Source organism: Mycobacterium sp. NGS40 (assembly GCF_059812735.1).
The window spans coordinates 164,051-179,227 of record NZ_JCALDG010000001.1 but is presented as its reverse complement, the minus strand read 5'-3'; the positions used below and the strand labels follow the sequence as shown (position 1 = coordinate 179,227).

General features: G+C 68.8%; 15 protein-coding genes and 1 pseudogene. 4 read left to right on the top strand and 12 right to left on the bottom strand.

Translation table 11 applies throughout. From position 1 onward, the window contains the following. The first annotated feature begins 37 nt into the window (after nt 1-37). Nucleotides 38-919 (top strand): SDR family oxidoreductase, encoded by an 882-nt coding sequence (locus AC5Y5O_RS00840; RefSeq protein WP_096284235.1) that lies wholly within the window; start codon nt 38-40, stop codon nt 917-919. 13 nt (nt 920-932) lie between these two features. Here the strand turns inward: AC5Y5O_RS00840 and AC5Y5O_RS00835 are convergent, their stop codons facing one another. The 8 genes and pseudogenes from AC5Y5O_RS00835 to AC5Y5O_RS00800 all read right to left on the bottom strand — a co-directional run bounded on the left by AC5Y5O_RS00835 (nt 933) and on the right by AC5Y5O_RS00800 (nt 9,718). Then, on the bottom strand, nt 933-2,123 hold the full coding sequence (locus tag AC5Y5O_RS00835) for a vWA domain-containing protein (RefSeq protein ID WP_500023316.1): 1,191 nt from the start codon (nt 2,121-2,123) through the stop codon (nt 933-935). A 6-nt stretch (nt 2,124-2,129) separates the two neighbouring features. After that, a complete protein-coding gene (locus AC5Y5O_RS00830) occupies nt 2,130-2,822 on the bottom strand; it encodes an SRPBCC family protein (RefSeq protein ID WP_096284231.1) in 693 nt (230 codons plus the stop codon). A gap of 13 nt (nt 2,823-2,835) precedes the next feature. Then, nucleotides 2,836-3,714: an AAA family ATPase gene (locus AC5Y5O_RS00825; RefSeq protein WP_500023314.1), complete on the bottom strand. Its 879-nt coding sequence runs from the start codon at nt 3,712-3,714 to the stop codon at nt 2,836-2,838. A 176-nt stretch (nt 3,715-3,890) separates the two neighbouring features. After that, nucleotides 3,891-4,589 (bottom strand): annotated as a pseudogene (locus tag AC5Y5O_RS00820) (XdhC family protein); the annotation flags it as partial. A gap of 61 nt (nt 4,590-4,650) precedes the next feature. Next, nucleotides 4,651-7,059 carry an aerobic carbon-monoxide dehydrogenase large subunit gene (locus tag AC5Y5O_RS00815; RefSeq protein WP_500023312.1) on the bottom strand — a complete coding sequence of 803 codons (2,409 nt, stop codon included), beginning with the start codon at nt 7,057-7,059 and terminating at the stop codon, nt 4,651-4,653. After that, nucleotides 7,056-7,544 (bottom strand): (2Fe-2S)-binding protein, encoded by a 489-nt coding sequence (locus AC5Y5O_RS00810; protein WP_500023310.1) that lies wholly within the window; start codon nt 7,542-7,544, stop codon nt 7,056-7,058. Before AC5Y5O_RS00810 ends, AC5Y5O_RS00815 begins: the two co-directional genes overlap by 4 nt. 59 nt (nt 7,545-7,603) lie before the next feature. Next, nucleotides 7,604-8,482, bottom strand: coding sequence for an FAD binding domain-containing protein (locus tag AC5Y5O_RS00805; RefSeq protein ID WP_096284220.1), 879 nt, complete (start codon nt 8,480-8,482; stop codon nt 7,604-7,606). Nucleotides 8,483-8,548: 66 nt separating this feature from the next. Then, on the bottom strand, nt 8,549-9,718 hold the full coding sequence (locus AC5Y5O_RS00800; protein WP_207768444.1) for an XdhC family protein: 1,170 nt from the start codon (nt 9,716-9,718) through the stop codon (nt 8,549-8,551). A 24-nt stretch (nt 9,719-9,742) separates the two neighbouring features. On the opposite strand from AC5Y5O_RS00800, the gene AC5Y5O_RS00795 reads away from it, so the two are divergent. Next, nucleotides 9,743-10,708, top strand: a complete 966-nt coding sequence (locus AC5Y5O_RS00795; protein WP_500023307.1) for a LysR family transcriptional regulator — start codon at nt 9,743-9,745, stop codon at nt 10,706-10,708. An 82-nt stretch (nt 10,709-10,790) separates the two neighbouring features. On the opposite strand, the gene AC5Y5O_RS00790 is transcribed toward AC5Y5O_RS00795, so the two are convergent. The 4 genes from AC5Y5O_RS00790 to ttfA are packed head-to-tail and all read right to left on the bottom strand — an operon-like array spanning nt 10,791 to nt 13,764. After that, nucleotides 10,791-11,444 carry a TrmH family RNA methyltransferase gene (locus AC5Y5O_RS00790; RefSeq protein ID WP_096284216.1) on the bottom strand — a complete coding sequence of 218 codons (654 nt, stop codon included), beginning with the start codon at nt 11,442-11,444 and terminating at the stop codon, nt 10,791-10,793. Nucleotides 11,445-11,451: 7 nt separating this feature from the next. Continuing rightward, nucleotides 11,452-12,351 (bottom strand): hypothetical protein, encoded by a 900-nt coding sequence (locus tag AC5Y5O_RS00785; RefSeq protein WP_500023305.1) that lies wholly within the window; start codon nt 12,349-12,351, stop codon nt 11,452-11,454. A gap of 12 nt (nt 12,352-12,363) precedes the next feature. Next, a complete protein-coding gene (pyrE, locus tag AC5Y5O_RS00780; protein WP_096284212.1) occupies nt 12,364-12,897 on the bottom strand; it encodes an orotate phosphoribosyltransferase in 534 nt (177 codons plus the stop codon). Nucleotides 12,898-12,915: 18 nt separating this feature from the next. Next, a complete protein-coding gene (gene ttfA / locus AC5Y5O_RS00775; protein WP_096284210.1) occupies nt 12,916-13,764 on the bottom strand; it encodes a trehalose monomycolate transport factor TtfA in 849 nt (282 codons plus the stop codon). Nucleotides 13,765-13,882: 118 nt separating this feature from the next. On the opposite strand from ttfA, the gene AC5Y5O_RS00770 reads away from it, so the two are divergent. Next, nucleotides 13,883-14,314, top strand: a complete 432-nt coding sequence (locus AC5Y5O_RS00770) for a DsrE family protein (RefSeq protein ID WP_207768443.1) — start codon at nt 13,883-13,885, stop codon at nt 14,312-14,314. 17 nt (nt 14,315-14,331) lie between these two features. Beyond that, nucleotides 14,332-15,156 (top strand): enoyl-CoA hydratase/isomerase family protein, encoded by an 825-nt coding sequence (locus AC5Y5O_RS00765; RefSeq protein ID WP_096284208.1) that lies wholly within the window; start codon nt 14,332-14,334, stop codon nt 15,154-15,156. Nucleotides 15,157-15,177: the final 21 nt, after the last annotated feature.

Here is a 15,177-nt window from a genome sequence, read left to right as displayed (position 1 = left end):
TGGGACCATAGTCGCATCACCATGAAGGGAGCTGCTCGTGCGTGTATTCGTCACCGGCGCCAGCGGAGGAATCGGCTCGGCCGTCGTCTCAGAACTGATCGCCGCCGGTCATCACGTCGTCGGCCTGGCCCGATCCGACGCCTCGGCCGCAACCATCAGCGCACTCGGCGCCGAGCCGCTGCGCGGGGACATCACCGACCTCGCCGTCTTGCAGCAGGCGGCCCGCGACACCGACGGCGTTGTCTATTTGGCGTTCTCGCACGACTTCACCGCCGCCGGGGACGCGGTCGGCGACGAAGCCCGCGCGACCGCCGCGTTGGGCGAGGCGCTGATCGGCACCGATAAGCCGCTGGTGCTCGCGAGCGGAACCCCGGCGGTGCCCGGGCGGGTGAGCACCGAAGAAGACCCGTTCAACGCCGGGGGCCCGGTGGCCGGACGCGGCCGTACCGGCCAGGCCGTCATCGATCTCGCGCAACGCGGGGTCCGATCCGCTGTCGTGCGGTTGCCGCGGTCGGTGCACGATGCCGGCGGGCGCTATGGCTTTTCCAGCCTGCTGATCCAGGCCGCCCGCCACACCGGCGTATCGGCCTACGTCGGCGATGGCACCCAACGCTGGCCCGCAGTGCATCGCGACGATGCCGCTGCGTTGTTCCGGCTTGCCCTCGAAGAAGCACCGCCCGGCTCAGTGCTGCACGCAGTGGGCGACGAAGGCGACCCGATGCGGGCGATCGCCGAAGTGATCGGCCGCCGGCTCGGCGTGCCCGTCGAATCCGCCCCGGCTGAGAACTTCGGTCCGCTGGGCGCGATGTTCGGCGTCGACCAGCCGTCGTCGAGCGCCCTGACGCAACAGCGGTTCGCCTGGAAGCCAACACATCCGAGCCTGCTCGAAGACTTGGAAGTCGGCGACTATCCCGAGTAATGACGGGCTGGCCTCAACCCGCCAGCGCCCGCAGTAGGTCGCGCAGCCCGGTCAGCGAGTTCGCGGGCAGGAACAAATCGCAGTACGGCAGGGCGGCCGCCATCGACCCGGCGAGCGGCTGGAATTCCCGCTGTGCCGCGCGAGGATTGAGCCAGACCAGCAGTTCGGCGCGGCGTCGTAGCCGTGCCATCGCGTGCTCCAGCGCGTCGGGCGGGTCGCTGTCCCAGCCGTCGGAGGCGATGATCACCACCGCGCCGCGCAGCGCGTTGCCGTGTGGCGGCGCGAGCAGGCCGGCCACACTGCGGCCGATGAACGTGCCACCGTAACGGTCAACGACCTTGGCGTTGGCCCGCTGCAGCGCCACCTCGGCCGATCGGTGCGACAGCACCGAGGTGAGCCGGGTCAGCGACGTCGAGAACGCGTACACCTCGGGCCGAGTTCCCTGCTGGCGCAACACTGCTCGCATCAAATGCAGATACACCGCGGCGTACGGCTGCATCGAGCGGCTGACGTCGCAGAGCAGGACGACTCGCCGCGGCCGGCGGCGCGGCCGGGTTCGCGCCAGCACCATCGATTCCCAGCCGGTCGACCGCGACGCGTTCATGGTGGCCCGCAGGTCGATCCGCTTGCCGGCCGGGCTGGGCTCTGACCGCAGGCTGCGGCGGCGCGGCCAGCGCGCGACCGTCTCTTCCAGCCACATGCCAAGCAGGCGAAGATCTTCGGGATCGAAGCGGTCGAACGACTCGTCGGCCAGGGCCGCGATCCGGCCGGGTAGCAGGTCGGGCAGCAGCAGGCTCGCACTTGCCGAGTCGTGCGCGGCGGCGCTGCCCCGCGTCACCCAGGGCAACTTTTCGGTCGACCCGGACCCGCTGCCGCCCGGTCGCACCGTGCCGGCGGCCGGCGTCTTGCGCCCCGGCAACGGCAGCGGCGAATCGGGGCCGCCGGTGCCGTCGAGTTCGACCGCTCCGAACACCGCCGCGAAGACCTCGTCGAAGGCGCCCAGATCCTCCATCCGGTTGACCAGCGTCAGCCGGGCCGCCCAGTACAACGCGGAGGTGTTGTCCGGGGCCAGCTTTCGCAACGCCTGCACAAAACTCGCCGGACCGCTGGCGGAAACGGACACCCCGGCACCGCGCAGCCGGGCGACCAGCGCCGTGGCGAGGGCCGCCCGGTCGACGCCCCGCAGCAGCAAGGGGGTGTCCACGAGTCGCTAACGCCGCCGCAGCAGCACCCAGATGAGCACCAGCGCCGCGAGCGCTGCCAGCGCCGGGACGGCGTACTTCTTGAGCTGGTCGCCACCGGCCAGCTGCAACAGATCGATCGGCTCGGGCTCGGTGACGGGCGCCTGCCGCGTTCCCGGGACGGGATTGGCCGGCCAGGCCGGAATCGACTCCTGCGACGTCGGCTCGGCTGTTGCCGCGGCGCCGTTGGTCTCGGCCGTCGCCACGGCGCCGGTCTTCTCGGCGGCCAACTTGGCTTCCAGCGATTCCACGAATTGGCCCAGCAGTTTCTCCGACACTTGCTGCAGCATGCCGCTGCCGAATTGGGCCAGCTTGCCGACGATCTTCAGGTCGGTGTCGACGGTGACGCTGGTCGTCTCGCCGTCGGCCTGCAGCTGCGCGGTGACGGTGGCGGCCGCGTTGCCGGTGCCGCGGGCTTCTTTGCCCTTGCCGTCGATGACCGCGCGGTACTGCTCGCGGTCCTGTTCGACGAAGCGCACCTTGCCGCTGAATTCACTGGTGACCGGCCCGACCTTGACCTTGACTTTGCCCAGGTAGTCCTCACCCTCATGGCCGGTCAGCTGGGCGCCGGGCATCAGCGGGATCACCTGTTCCAGGTCGCACAGCACATCCCAGGCCCGGTCGATGGGCGCGCTGACGGTGAACTGGTTGGCGATCTTCATGCTGCGGGTCCTCTCAGGTGCGGCTGTATTCGGTAAAGGCGTGGTACGCCTCGCGAATCAGCGTACGGTCGTCGGGTGTCTTGGCCAGCGCCCCCAGGCTCATGACGGCGGAATCGTCGACGAGGTCCGCGACGCCCAGCGACACCAGGGCAGCGACCCAGTCGATGGTCTCGGCCACCCCGGGCGGCTTGTCCAAGTCGAGATCGCGCGTGCTGCCGACGAACTGGGTGGCCCGTTCGATCAATGGCGCGGCCGCGCCGGGCACCGTGCGCCGCACGATCGCGGCGGCCCGGGCCGGTTCCGGGTAGTCGATCCAGTGGTACAGGCAGCGCCGGCGCAGCGCGTCGTGCAGGTCGCGGCTGCGGTTGGAGGTCAGCACCGCGATCGGCGGGCGCTCGGCGACAAAGGTCCCCAGCTCGGGGACGGTCACCGCGGACTCGCCGAGGAACTCAAGCAGCAGCGCCTCGAATTCGTCGTCGGCCCGGTCGATTTCGTCGATCAGCAGCACCGGAGGCGTCGGCCCGCCGTGGCGCACGCACTGCAGGATGGGCCGGTCCACCAGATAGGTCTCGGTGTAGAGGTCGGCCTCCTCGATGCCGGTACCACGGGCCTCGGCCAGCCGGATGGACAACAGCTGGCGTTGGTAGTTCCAGTCGTAGAGCGCCTCGTGCGCGGTCAGGCCTTCGTAGCATTGCAGCCGCACCATCGGGGTGTTCAGCACCGCCGCAAGGGTTTTCGCGGCCGTGGTCTTGCCGACGCCCGGCTCACCCTCGAGCAGCAGCGGCCGGCCGAGAGTGATCGCCAAATAGATCGCTGACGCGGTGCCGGTGTCGAGCAGATAGTCCTCGGCATCGAACTGGCGCACCACGTCCTCGGGGCTGTCGAACGTCACTGGGCATCCTTGTCGGCGGCGAACGCCGATCGGCAGCCCGGGCAGCAGAACCAGTAGTCGGCGCCCTCCAGCTCCAGGTGTTCGGTACCGGGGCCGGTCGGCACCGTCATGCCGCATACCGGATCGACGGCCTCGGCCGGTGCGCTGGTCGCAGGGAAGCTCAGCCGGGCGAGGCTGCCGTCGCGCACGGCGGCGATCAGTTCGGCCGCGATCGACACCGCGATCTCCGCGGGGGTCTTGGCGCCGATCCGCAGTCCGACCGGGGTATGGATGCGGGCCCGCTGCGCCTCGGAGAGTTCGAGATCGTTGAGGATCGACTCGCCGCGGACCTTGCTGGCCACCAGGCCGATATAGCCGACTCCGTTATCCAGTGCGGCACGGATGATTTCGGCTTCCGGTCCGCCGTGGCTGGCGACCACCACCGCGGTGGTGTCGGACAGATCGGTGTCACGGCGCGCGTCGTAGCCGAGCACCCCGCACACGTCGATCAGTGCGTCGGCGATCGGGGTGGCGCCGTAGATCCGGATCAGCGGAGCCGGCAGCTGCGGCGTCAGGAAAATCTCCAGCGACCCGCCCGACAGGCAAGGGTTGACCACCACGCAAGCGCCGGCGGCCTCGGGAAAATGCACGTCGCCGTCGGGAAGCACGCGCAGCAGCACGCTCTCGCCCGCCTGCAACACACCCAGCGCCGCCTTGCGCACCGAATTCTGCGCGCACTGCCCGCCGACGAACCCCTCAATTGTCCCGTCCGCCAACAGGATTGCCTCGTCGCCCGGATACGCCGACGTGGGCGGCTGGGCACGCACCACCGTGGCATGCACGAACGGTGTCCGCGCCGCCAACAATTCCTGAGCCCGCTGGCTGATCGTTGTCATGGCTGGATTGCGCCGCTCCTCCTCATCGCTCGTCCCTCGCTCTGCGTCGTCGCCGGCGCGGCTAGATGGGTGGTTTGGCGCGGCCCTGCATAGCCTCCCAGACCCGCGACGGTGTCAGCGGCATGTCAGCGTGGCGAACTCCGAACGGCGCCAACGCATCCACCACCGCGTTGACCACCGCGGGCGGTGAACCGACCGTCGCCGATTCGCCGATGCCCTTCGCGCCGATCGGATGATGCGGCGACGGCGTCACGGTGTGCCCGGTCTCCAGATGCGGCACCTCGACCGCGGTCGGGATCAAGTAGTCCATCAGCGATCCACCCAGGCAGTTGCCTTCCTCGTCGAAGGCGATCATCTCCATCAGGGCCATCCCGATACCGTCGACGATGCCGCCGTGGACCTGACCCTCGATGATCATCGGGTTGATCTGGGTACCGCAGTCGTCGACGGCGAGGAAGCGCCGCACCTTGACCACCGCGGTGCCCGGATCGATATCCACCACACAGAAATAGGCGCCGTAAGGGTAGGTCAAGTTCTCCGGGTTGTAGCAGATCTGCGCGTCCAGCCCACCCTCGATGCCCTCGGGCAAGTCGCCGGCGCCGTGTGCGCGCATCGCGATGTCCTGAATGGTGACCGCCGCCGACGGGTCGCCCTTGACGTGGAATTTGCCCTTCTCCCAATCTAAGTCGGCGACCGACACCTCGAGCATGCCCGACGCGATGATCTTCGCCTTGTCGCGGACCTTGCGGGCCACCAACGCGGCGGCCGCCCCGGACACCGGCGTGGAGCGGCTGCCGTAGGTGCCCAGCCCGAACGGCGTCTGGTCGGTGTCGCCGTGCACCACGTCGATGTCGTCCGGCGGAATTCCCAGCTCCTCGGCGACGATCTGGGCGAACGTCGTCTCGTGGCCCTGGCCCTGCGTCTGCACCGAAAGCCGCACCACCGCTTTGCCGGTGGGGTGCACCCGAAGCTCGCAACCGTCGGCCATGCCGAGGCCGAGGATGTCCATATCTTTGCGCGGGCCGGCGCCGACGGCCTCGGTGAAGAAGGACATGCCGATGCCCATCAGCTCGCCGCGCTCACGCTTGACCTTCTGCTCGGCCCGCAGTGCGTCATAGCCGATCATGTCCATGGCCTTGCGCATCGTGGTCTCGTAGTCGCCGGAGTCGTACACCCAGCCGGTCTTGCTCCGGTACGGGAACTGTTCGGGCCGCAGCAGGTTTCGCAGCCGCAGCTCGGCCGGGTCCATCTTCAGCTCGAACGCCAGGCAATCCACCAGCCGCTCAACGAAGTACACCGCCTCGGTGATCCGGAACGAACACGCGTAGGCGACGCCGCCGGGCGCCTTGTTGGTGTACACCGCGGTCATGTGGCAGTAGGCGGCTTCAATGTCGTAGCTGCCGGTGAACACCCCGAAAAAGCCCGCCGGGTACTTCACCGGGGCCGCCGTGCCGTTGAAGGCACCGTGGTCGGCCAGCACGGTGGAGCGGATCGCCACGATCTTGCCCTCGTTGGTGGCCGCGATCTCGCCGACCATGATGTAGTCGCGCGCGAAGCCCGTCGAGGTGAGGTTCTCGCTGCGGTCCTCCATCCATTTGACCGGCTTGCCCAGCAGCAGCGAGCCGACGATCGCGCACACGTAGCCGGGATAGATCGGCACCTTGTTGCCGAATCCGCCGCCGATGTCCGGCGAGATCACCTGGATCTTGTGCTCGGGCAGACCGGCGACCAACGCATACAGCGTGCGGTGTGCGTGCGGCGCCTGGCTGGTTGACCACAGCCGCAGCTTTCCCGTGATCGGGTCCAAATCGGCCACCGCACCACAGGTTTCCATCGGTGCCGGGTGTACCCGGGGGTAGACGATCTCCTGCTTGACCACCACGTCGGCCTTGGCGAACACGGCTTCGGTGGCGGCCGCGTCGCCCGTCTCCCAGTCGAAGCAGTGGTTGTCGGTCTTGCCTTCCAGATCGGTGCGGATCACCGCCGCGGACGGATCGAGCGCGGTGCGCACGTCGACCACGGGATCGAGCGGGTCGTACTCGACGTCGATGAGTTCCAGCGCGTCGCGTGCCGAATAACGGTCCTCGGCAACGACGAACGCCACCTCCTGACCCTGAAAGCGCACCTTGTCGGTGGCCAGCACCGCCTGCACGTCGTTGGACAGCGTCGGCATCCAGGCCAGGCCCTTCTCGGCCAGGTCGGCACCGGTGACCACCGCCTTTACCTTCGGATGTGCTTGTGCGGCAGTCACATCAATGCTGACGATGCGCGCGTGCGCGTACGGCGAGCGCAGGATCGCGAGGTGCAACATGCCCGGCAACACGACGTCGTCGACGTAATTGCCGTGGCCCCGGATGAATCGGGGATCTTCCTTGCGCATCATCCGGCCGTAGCCGCAGGGCTTCTGGTCGTTGTCGGCCAGGTCTTCCGGTGACGGCGGGCGAGATGCCTCCCCTGTAAAGGTGGTCATGAGCCGGCCTCCACGGGAGCTGAGTGCGATGCGGCCCATTGGATGGACCGCACGATCGTGGTGTATCCGGTGCAACGGCAGATCTGCCCCGAAATCGCTTCCCGGATGGTCTCTTCGTCGGGGTCCGGGTCGCGGTCCAGCAGGGCGCGGGCGGTGATCATCATGCCCGGCGTGCAGAAGCCGCATTGCAGGCCGTGGCAGCGCATGAAGCCTTCCTGCACCGGGTCCAGCCGGCCACTGGGACCCGGGCTCGCCAGGCCCTCGACGGTGCGCACGCTGTGGCCCGAGGCCATCACGGCCAGCATCGTGCAGGATTTCACCGGCACGCCGTCGACGTCGACCACGCAGGTTCCGCAGTTGCTGGTGTCGCAGCCCCAGTGAGTCCCGGTGAGCCGCAGGTGGTCTCGCAGGAAATGCACGAGCAGCATCCGGGGCTCGACATCGGCGCTTACCTGCTCGCCGTTGACGGTCATATTCACCTGCATTGCTAATTCCTTTCTGTCGGCGACCCGCTGCACCCGGCTCGGCCGCGCTGGCGATCGCCTTAATTCCCTCCGGCACGCACTCGCTCGGCGGCGGTGCGCAAGGTGCGAGTGGTCAATTCGGCGGCCAGATGCCGCTTGTACTCGGCGGTGCCGCGCACATCGGTCACCGGGTCGCAGGCCTGCGCGGCCCGCTGTCCCGCGTCGGCGAACACCTCGTCGGTGGCCGGCCGCCCGGCCAGCCCGGCCGCGACGTCGGCCAGCGCACTGCGGTCGGCATTGACGGCGGTCAGGCCCAGCCGCGCGCCGGCGATGGCGTCACCGTCGAGGGTGAGTGCCGCGCCCGCCGCCGCGACGGCCCAATCACCAACGCGCCGTTCTACTTTCGCGTATGCGCTGGACGTATTGTGCCGCAGCGGGATTCGCACTTCGACGAGCATCTCATTGAAGGCGAGTGCGGTTTCGTACGGGCCGACGATGAAGTCGTCGATCGGTATTTCACGTTCGCCCGACGGCCCGCGGGCCAGGCACACCGCGTCCAGCGCCTCACACACGGTCGACAGATCCTCGGCCGGATCCGCCTGGCACAGCGAGCCCCCGAGGGTGCCGCGATTGCGCACCACCGGGTCGGCGATCACGCGTTCGGCGTCGCGGAAGATCGGGCAGACGGCGGCCAGCGGATCGGAATCCAGCAGCTCGCGGTGACGGGTCATGGCACCGATGCGGACCAGGGTGGGATCGGTGATCACGTACCCGAGTTCGAGCGCCAGGTCGTTGATGTCGACGAGGTATTCGGGGTTGGCGATGCGCAGCTTCATCATCGGCAGCAGGCTGTGCCCGCCGGCGACTACTCGTGCCCCCTCCCCCAACCGATCCAATAATCCGATGGCGTGGTCGACACTGGTTGCGCGTTCGTATTCGAAGGGCCCGGGCACCTGCATGTGACGCACCTCACTTGGACGGGGAACCCAAGTGTCGGCCGCTCTGACAGGGGCGTCAATAGCGAGTTAAGGGATCGTTGAAGTCGCCTCGAACTCGCCTGTGACCTGCTGCTCCGGCGCGTCGTGGTGAATCCGGCCGGCCAGTTGGGCCAGTGGCAAGCCCCCGCCGCCCCACCGTCTGGCGATGATGTCGGCCGCGATCGAGACCGCGGTCTCCTCCGGCGTTCGAGCGCCCAGGTCCAGCCCGATCGGGCTGGCGAGCCGGCTCAGCTCGGCGTCGGTCAGCCCGGCCGCCCGCAGCCGCTGCATCCGGTCGTCGTGGGTGCGCCGCGAGCCCATCGCTCCCAGGTAGCCGACCCGCGGCAGCCGCAGCGCCACCTCGAGCACAGGGACGTCGAACTTCGGATCGTGGGTGAGCACGCAGATCACGGTGCTCTCGTCGACGGCGTCCGCCTCGGCCTGGGCGGCCAGGTAGCGGTGCGGCCAGTCGACGACGACATGCTCGGCCGCCGGGAAACGGGCGCGGGTGGCGAACAGCGAACGCGCGTCGCACACCGTGACGCGGTAGCCGAGGAACGCGCCCTGCTGCGCGAGGGCGGCGGCGAAGTCGATGGCGCCGAAGACGAGCATCCGCGGCCGCGGGGCGTAGCTGGCGACGAACACCTCCATGCCCTCGCCGAGCCGTTGCCCGTCGGGCCCGTATTTGAGCACCTCGCTGCGACCCACCGCGAGCAGTCCGCGCGCGTCGTCGGCGACCGCGGCGTCGGCGCGCGCCGATCCCAGCGATCCCGCCTCCGAGTCGCGACGGATGACGAGGCGCCGGCCGATCCGCTGCGGATCGGGATGGGCGATGACGACCGCGAGCGCGACTGGGCGCTGCGCGTCGACGTCCTCGCAGAGCGTCTCCAGTTCGGGAAAGGTTGCCTGCGACACCGCCTCGACGAAGATGTCGATGACGCCGCCGCATGTCAGGCCCACCGCGAAGGCGTCGCCGTCGCTGACCCCGTAGCGCTCCAGCCGCGGTGTCCCGGTCTGCGTCACCTCCGTGGCCGCTTGGTAGACAGCGCCTTCCACGCATCCGCCCGACACCGAACCGCTCACGGACCCGTCCGGCCCGACCACCATCGAGGCTCCGGGCAGCCGCGGCGCCGAGCGGAAGGTGCGCACCACGGTTCCCACACCAGCGGTGCCACCAGCACGCCAAATCTTCATCAACTCGGCAAGCACGTCTCGCACAAATCCCAAAGTAGGCTCACAAGCATGACTCCGGCTCAACTTCGGGCCTATTCGGCGGTGGTTCGGTTGGGCTCGGTGCGAGCCGCCGCCGCGGAACTGGGCGTTTCCGACGCCGGGATCTCGATGCATGTCGCGGCGCTGCGCAAGGAACTCGACGACCCGTTGTTCACCAGAACCGGTGCGGGGCTGGCGTTCACGCCGGGCGGGCTGCGGCTGGCCAGCCGCGCGGTCGAAATCCTGGGCCTGCAGCAGCAAACCGCGATCGAGGTCACCGAGGCGGCGCACGGGCGCCGGCTGCTGCGCATCGCGGCGTCGACGGCGTTCGCCGAACACGCCGCGCCCGGCCTGATCGAGTTGTTCTCGTCGCGGGCCGACGACCTGTCGGTGGAGTTGAGTGTGCACCCGACGAGCCGTTTCCGTGAGCTGATCGCATCGCGCGCCGTCGACATCGCGATCGGTCCGGCCAGTGAGAACTCGGCGCCGCCCGACGAGTCGATCTTCCTGCGGCCCTTCCTCAAATATCAGATCATCACCGTCGTCACGCCGAATAGTCCACTGGCCGCGGGTAATCCGTCGCCGGGGCTGTTGCGTCAGCAGCAGTGGATGCTCGGGCCGTCGGCGGGCAGCGTGGACGGAGAAATCGCAAACATGCTGCGCGGCTTGGCAATTCCGGAGTCACAGCAGCGAATCTTCCAGAGCGACGCGGCGGCGCTCGAGGAGGTGCAGCGGGTCGGCGGTGTCGCGCTGACGATTGGTTTCGCGGTCGCCAAGGACCTCGCCGCGGGCAGGCTGGTGCATGTGAACGGGCCGGGCCTGGACCGGTCGGGCGAGTGGTGCGCGACGACGCTCGCGCCCACGGCGCGTCAGCCCGCGGTGTCGGAGCTGGTCCGCTTCATCACCACGCCGCGGTGCATCCAGGCGATGATTCGCGGCTCCGGTGTCGGGGTGACCAGGTTTCGCCCGAAGGTGCACGTCACGCTGTGGAGCTGACGGCGGCTCGCGTGTGCGCTGACGGCGCCCTGAGCGCACACTCGACACCCTGAGCGCACACAGGACGCGGCAGACGCGGTGATCACCACGCGCGGCTGAGGTCCCCGTGCTGGCGGATCCACGCGTGCATCGCGATCCCGGCGGCGACGCCGGCGTTGATGCTGCGGGTCGACCCGAACTGAGCGATCGACACCGTGATCGCCGCACCGAGGCGGGTGTCGTCGGTGATGCCCGGCCCCTCCTGGCCGAACACCAGCAGACATTCGCGCGGCAGTGCGACTTCCTCGAGGCGTGCGGCGCCCGGCACGTTGTCCACCGCGACGACGCTCAACCCGGCAACCGTCGCGAAATCCAGCAACTCGGCGGTGCTGTCGTGATGGCACAGCCGTTGATAGCGATCGGTCACCATGGCGCCGCGGCGATTCCAGCGGCGCCGCCCGACGATGTGCACGGTGTCGACCGCGAACGCGTTGGCGGTGCGCACCACCGAACCGATATTCGCGTCGTGGCCGAAGTTTTCGATCGCGATGTGCAGCGGGTGCCGGCGCCGGTCGATGTCGGCGATGATCGCCTCCCGGGTCCAGTACCGGTAAGCGTCGACGACGTTGCGAGTGTCGCCGTCGCGCAACAGAATTGGGTCATACCGTGGGTCGTCGGGCGGCTCGCCTGCCCAGGGCCCGACGCCGGCGGCCGGTGGAACCGCCCATTCGGTGGGCCCCGGCCCGGGCTCGCTCATCGCTCGCTCATCGCGAGGTCCACACCCCGGCGTGGGTGCCGACGATCGCGACCGTCGCATACAGCAACGCCTGGTTGATTTCGCCCTGGGTGCACAACGACGCGGAGACACGCACCGCATCCAGCGAGGCGTCGGGCAAGATCAGCACCGACGACCCGTACACGGCACAAGCGGGGTTCAGGCCGCGGCCGGGCACCGTCGGCGAGGCGAGCAGCATCATCGGGCCGCCGCGGCGGGCGGAGTCGTCGCGGTAACGGGCCGCGACCGCCTCGGCCTCGAGCCCGAGCAGCATGTAACCGGCGCCGCTGAAGGCTCCCGGATCGCCGAGTTGCGCGTTGGTCACTGGTTTACCGTCGCCGTGCCAGGCCGACAGGCTGGTGGTCTTGACGACCAGGCCGGTGTCGTTGACGTTGGTCGGCATCAGCCCCACTGGAAAAGCCGCGGGGTAGGCCGCGGAGGTGTCGGCGATCCGGTCCCGCTCCGAGTAGCTGTACACGCCGCGCACCTGGCTGCGGTCGGTCAGCGGGCCCAAACACACCGCGCCGGTCAGCCGGTCGGGGGGCGCCGACAGCGGTGTCCGGATGTCGTTCGCGGTGGCCATCGCTTTGTCGCAGCTGCCCAGCCCGGCGGCTTCCATGGGGTGGGCGAGCGCGCCGTAGAGCCCGAACCGGATGTCCTCCGGTTTGGCGTGCGGCGCCTTGGGATCGGCGGGTGAGGCGTCGACGTCGACCAACACGTAGTCGCCGTCCCAGCGCAGGTTCGACACCGACATGTTCCAGCCCAGCAGCGCCAGCGATTCACCCAGTCGCGCGCCCTGCGCTCCGTACGGCGCAACGGCGTGGCTGGAACCCGAGCAGCCTGTCAGGCAGGTGGCCGCACAGATTGCTATCGCAAGGAACCGGCGCACAGCGACGAAGCCCTAGCCCAACCCCAGATCGGCCAGGCCCAGCACGCTGCGATAGAGCAGGCCCTCGGCCTGGATGGCCTCCGCGGCGCCGGTGGCGCGGTCCACCACGGTGGCCACGCCGACGACTTCGGCTCCCGCGTCTTGCACGGCATGCACCGCCGTCAGCGCCGAGCCACCGGTGGTGCTGGTGTCCTCGACGACCAGCACCCGTCGTCCCGATACCTCCGAGCCCTCGATAAGGCGTTGCAGGCCATGGGCTTTCGCGGACTTACGCACCACGAAGGCGTCGATCGGGCGTCCGGGCGCATGCATGATGGCGGTGGCGACCGGATCGGCGCCCAGCGTCAGCCCGCCGACGACCGAGTAATCCCAGTCGGCGGTGAGTTCGCGCATCAGCACCCCGATCAGGGCGGAAGCTCGGTGGTGCAGCGTGGCCCGGCGCAGGTCGACGTAGTAGTCGGCCTCTTTGCCCGACGACAGGGTCACCCGGCCGTGCACCACTGACAATTGACGCACCAGTTCGGCTAGTTCGTCGCGATCAGACATATTGCGGCGCAAGGGCTTTCAGCGCTGGAAGTTGCTGGCCTGCTGGCCGTTGCGCCCGGTCGACGACGGAGGGCGCCGGATGGCTTCGGTACGGCCCTCGTCGTGGCGGGTGGACTCCGGGGCACGACGCGCGGCGTCTCCGAGCAACCCGGAAACATCCTGCGCCGAGCGCCGCGGCGGCAATTCCGCCCGTCCGGCCGGCGCCAGCGGACGGCTGGGCGCCGCGCTGCGCAGTCCGGCCGGCTCGTCGCTGTCGGCAGGCACCGGCGGCAACACACGGAGCAGATCGTTGAACTGCCGCACCGTGCGCAGCCCCTCGTCCCACTGCGTGCGCGTGCTGGACACCGGCATCGCGACCAGCGTCCAGTTCTGCTCATTCCACATGATCTCGGCGCAGTCCGGCGCGGTGTGCGCGAAGGTGACCATCCGCCGGTCGCAGGCCCGCCGGGCCGCGTCCAAGTTGGTCGAGTACACCATCCGCGGGCCGATCGCGCCCAGCAACCAGATGTCGCTCTCGCGCGGCTCTTTCAGTCCTTTGAGCCGAAGGTCGACGACCACGTTGGTGCCCACCTTGCGATGCAGCGCGATCACCGTGGCGACTTCCTCGAGATCGAAGATGTACACCGCTTCGCCGCGGATCTGCCCCAGCACGACGTTGTGGGCGGAAACGTCCCCCACCGTCGACATCACGCCCCGCTTCCAGCGCTTGAGGATGTCGGTCGATTCGCGCTCGTAGTCGAATCCGTGCGAGCGAGCCCACGACTTGCGGCGCCTGCTGCGCCCCCGCCGACGGTCGACGTCGACATACAGCAACACCACCGCGCCGACGAAGCACAGCGCGGAGAGCGTGAACCAAAGGGGGACCATCCTAAGTAGCGTATCTGCTACCCCGCCCGAACCGAGAATGCGACCTGGTCACAACCACATTAAGGTTTGCCAGGACGCTGCGTGTCCGATCGGTTTGCCGGCCGATTGGAAGTAAGAAGTGTCAGGTCAAGACGATTCGCTGCATATCGACGTCCCCGTCGAGCTCGACGAGGTGAACGTCGTGTTCAGCGTGGCATCGCTGTCCTTCGAGGGCGATATGCCGGCCGTGCTCCTGCACGCGGGGCTCGCCCTCGCAGATGCCGCCGAATGGCAGGTGCAGCCGCACGTGGTCATCGTTTTCCACACCAACGCGGGGCACGCCACCCTCGACGATCCGACGTACAACGCCAACCGGCACGTCGCAACCGGCAACCCGTACAAGGCGGTCATCGTCGAACTCGCGCGAAAGGGCGCGCAGGTCGAGCTTTGCGGCGCCACGGCCAATGCGATGGGCTGGGGCAACGCCGACCTGATCCCCGGAATCAAGATCAACCGCAATGCGATGGCGCGGCTCGTGCAGCGGGGATACGTGAAGATTTCGGAGTCCTAGACCCGTAGGGTTCGGCCATGGGCTACCAGGGCTATCAGCTGATTCGCGTCGCCGCTGCCGACGGTGTTTGCCGGGCGACGATCGACAACCCTCCGATCAATCTGCTGGACGTGCCGCTACTGAACGAGTTCGACCGGCTGGCCCGCCAGGTCGCGGCCGACGACGAGGTGCGCGTGCTGATCGTCGACTCCGCCGACCCGGAAATCTTCATTGCCCACGCGGACGTCGGGCTGATCCTGGACCTGCCCGCCTGCAAAACCGGAGACGACGTCGGGCTGCACGACGAGCTGACGCCGTTTCACGCCATGACGGAGCGGATCCGGACCCTGCCCAAGGCCACGATCGCGGTCATCGAGGGCGTCTGCCGCGGCGGTGGCTGCGAGTTCGCGATGGCCTTCGACATGCGATTCGCCGCGATCGGCGCGACGGTCCTGGGTCATCCCGAGTTGGCGGTCGGCATCATCCCGGGCGGTGGCGGTACCCAGCGGCTGCCCCGGCTGGTGGGCCGGGCGCGCGCCCTGGAAGTCATCCTCGGCTGCCTGGACATCGACGCCGAAACCGCCGAGGCCTGGGGATATGTGAACCGCGCGCTGCCTGCCGAAAAGCTGCGGCGATTCGTCGACAAGCTCGCCGCCCGCATCGCGTCGTCGCACGCGGTCGCCATCGCCAACGCCAAGCGTGCGGTCGACGCCGCCACCACAGACCTGCCGACCGGGCTGCGCATCGAGGATCAGCTGTTCCGCGAAACCCTCGCACAGCCGAAAGCCCGCGAACTGCTGCAGGCAGTAATCGACGCCGGCGCCCAGACCCGTGACTTCGAGCTGGGCGATCGGCGCCGCTAGTCGGAACATGCCGAACGTGCT

Coding starts and splice junctions, on each gene's coding strand:
- AC5Y5O_RS00830 (WP_096284231.1), bottom strand. CDS start 2,822: ATGAAGATCGCCAACCAGTTCACCGTCAGCGCGCCCATCGACCGGGCC.
- AC5Y5O_RS00815 (WP_500023312.1), bottom strand. CDS start 7,059: ATGACCACCTTTACAGGGGAGGCATCTCGCCCGCCGTCACCGGAAGAC.
- AC5Y5O_RS00810 (WP_500023310.1), bottom strand. CDS start 7,544: ATGCAGGTGAATATGACCGTCAACGGCGAGCAGGTAAGCGCCGATGTC.
- AC5Y5O_RS00805 (WP_096284220.1), bottom strand. CDS start 8,482: ATGCAGGTGCCCGGGCCCTTCGAATACGAACGCGCAACCAGTGTCGAC.
- AC5Y5O_RS00795 (WP_500023307.1), top strand. CDS start 9,743: ATGACTCCGGCTCAACTTCGGGCCTATTCGGCGGTGGTTCGGTTGGGC.
- AC5Y5O_RS00790 (WP_096284216.1), bottom strand. CDS start 11,444: ATGAGCGAGCCCGGGCCGGGGCCCACCGAATGGGCGGTTCCACCGGCC.
- pyrE (WP_096284212.1), bottom strand. CDS start 12,897: ATGTCTGATCGCGACGAACTAGCCGAACTGGTGCGTCAATTGTCAGTG.
- ttfA (WP_096284210.1), bottom strand. CDS start 13,764: ATGGTCCCCCTTTGGTTCACGCTCTCCGCGCTGTGCTTCGTCGGCGCG.
- AC5Y5O_RS00765 (WP_096284208.1), top strand. CDS start 14,332: ATGGGCTACCAGGGCTATCAGCTGATTCGCGTCGCCGCTGCCGACGGT.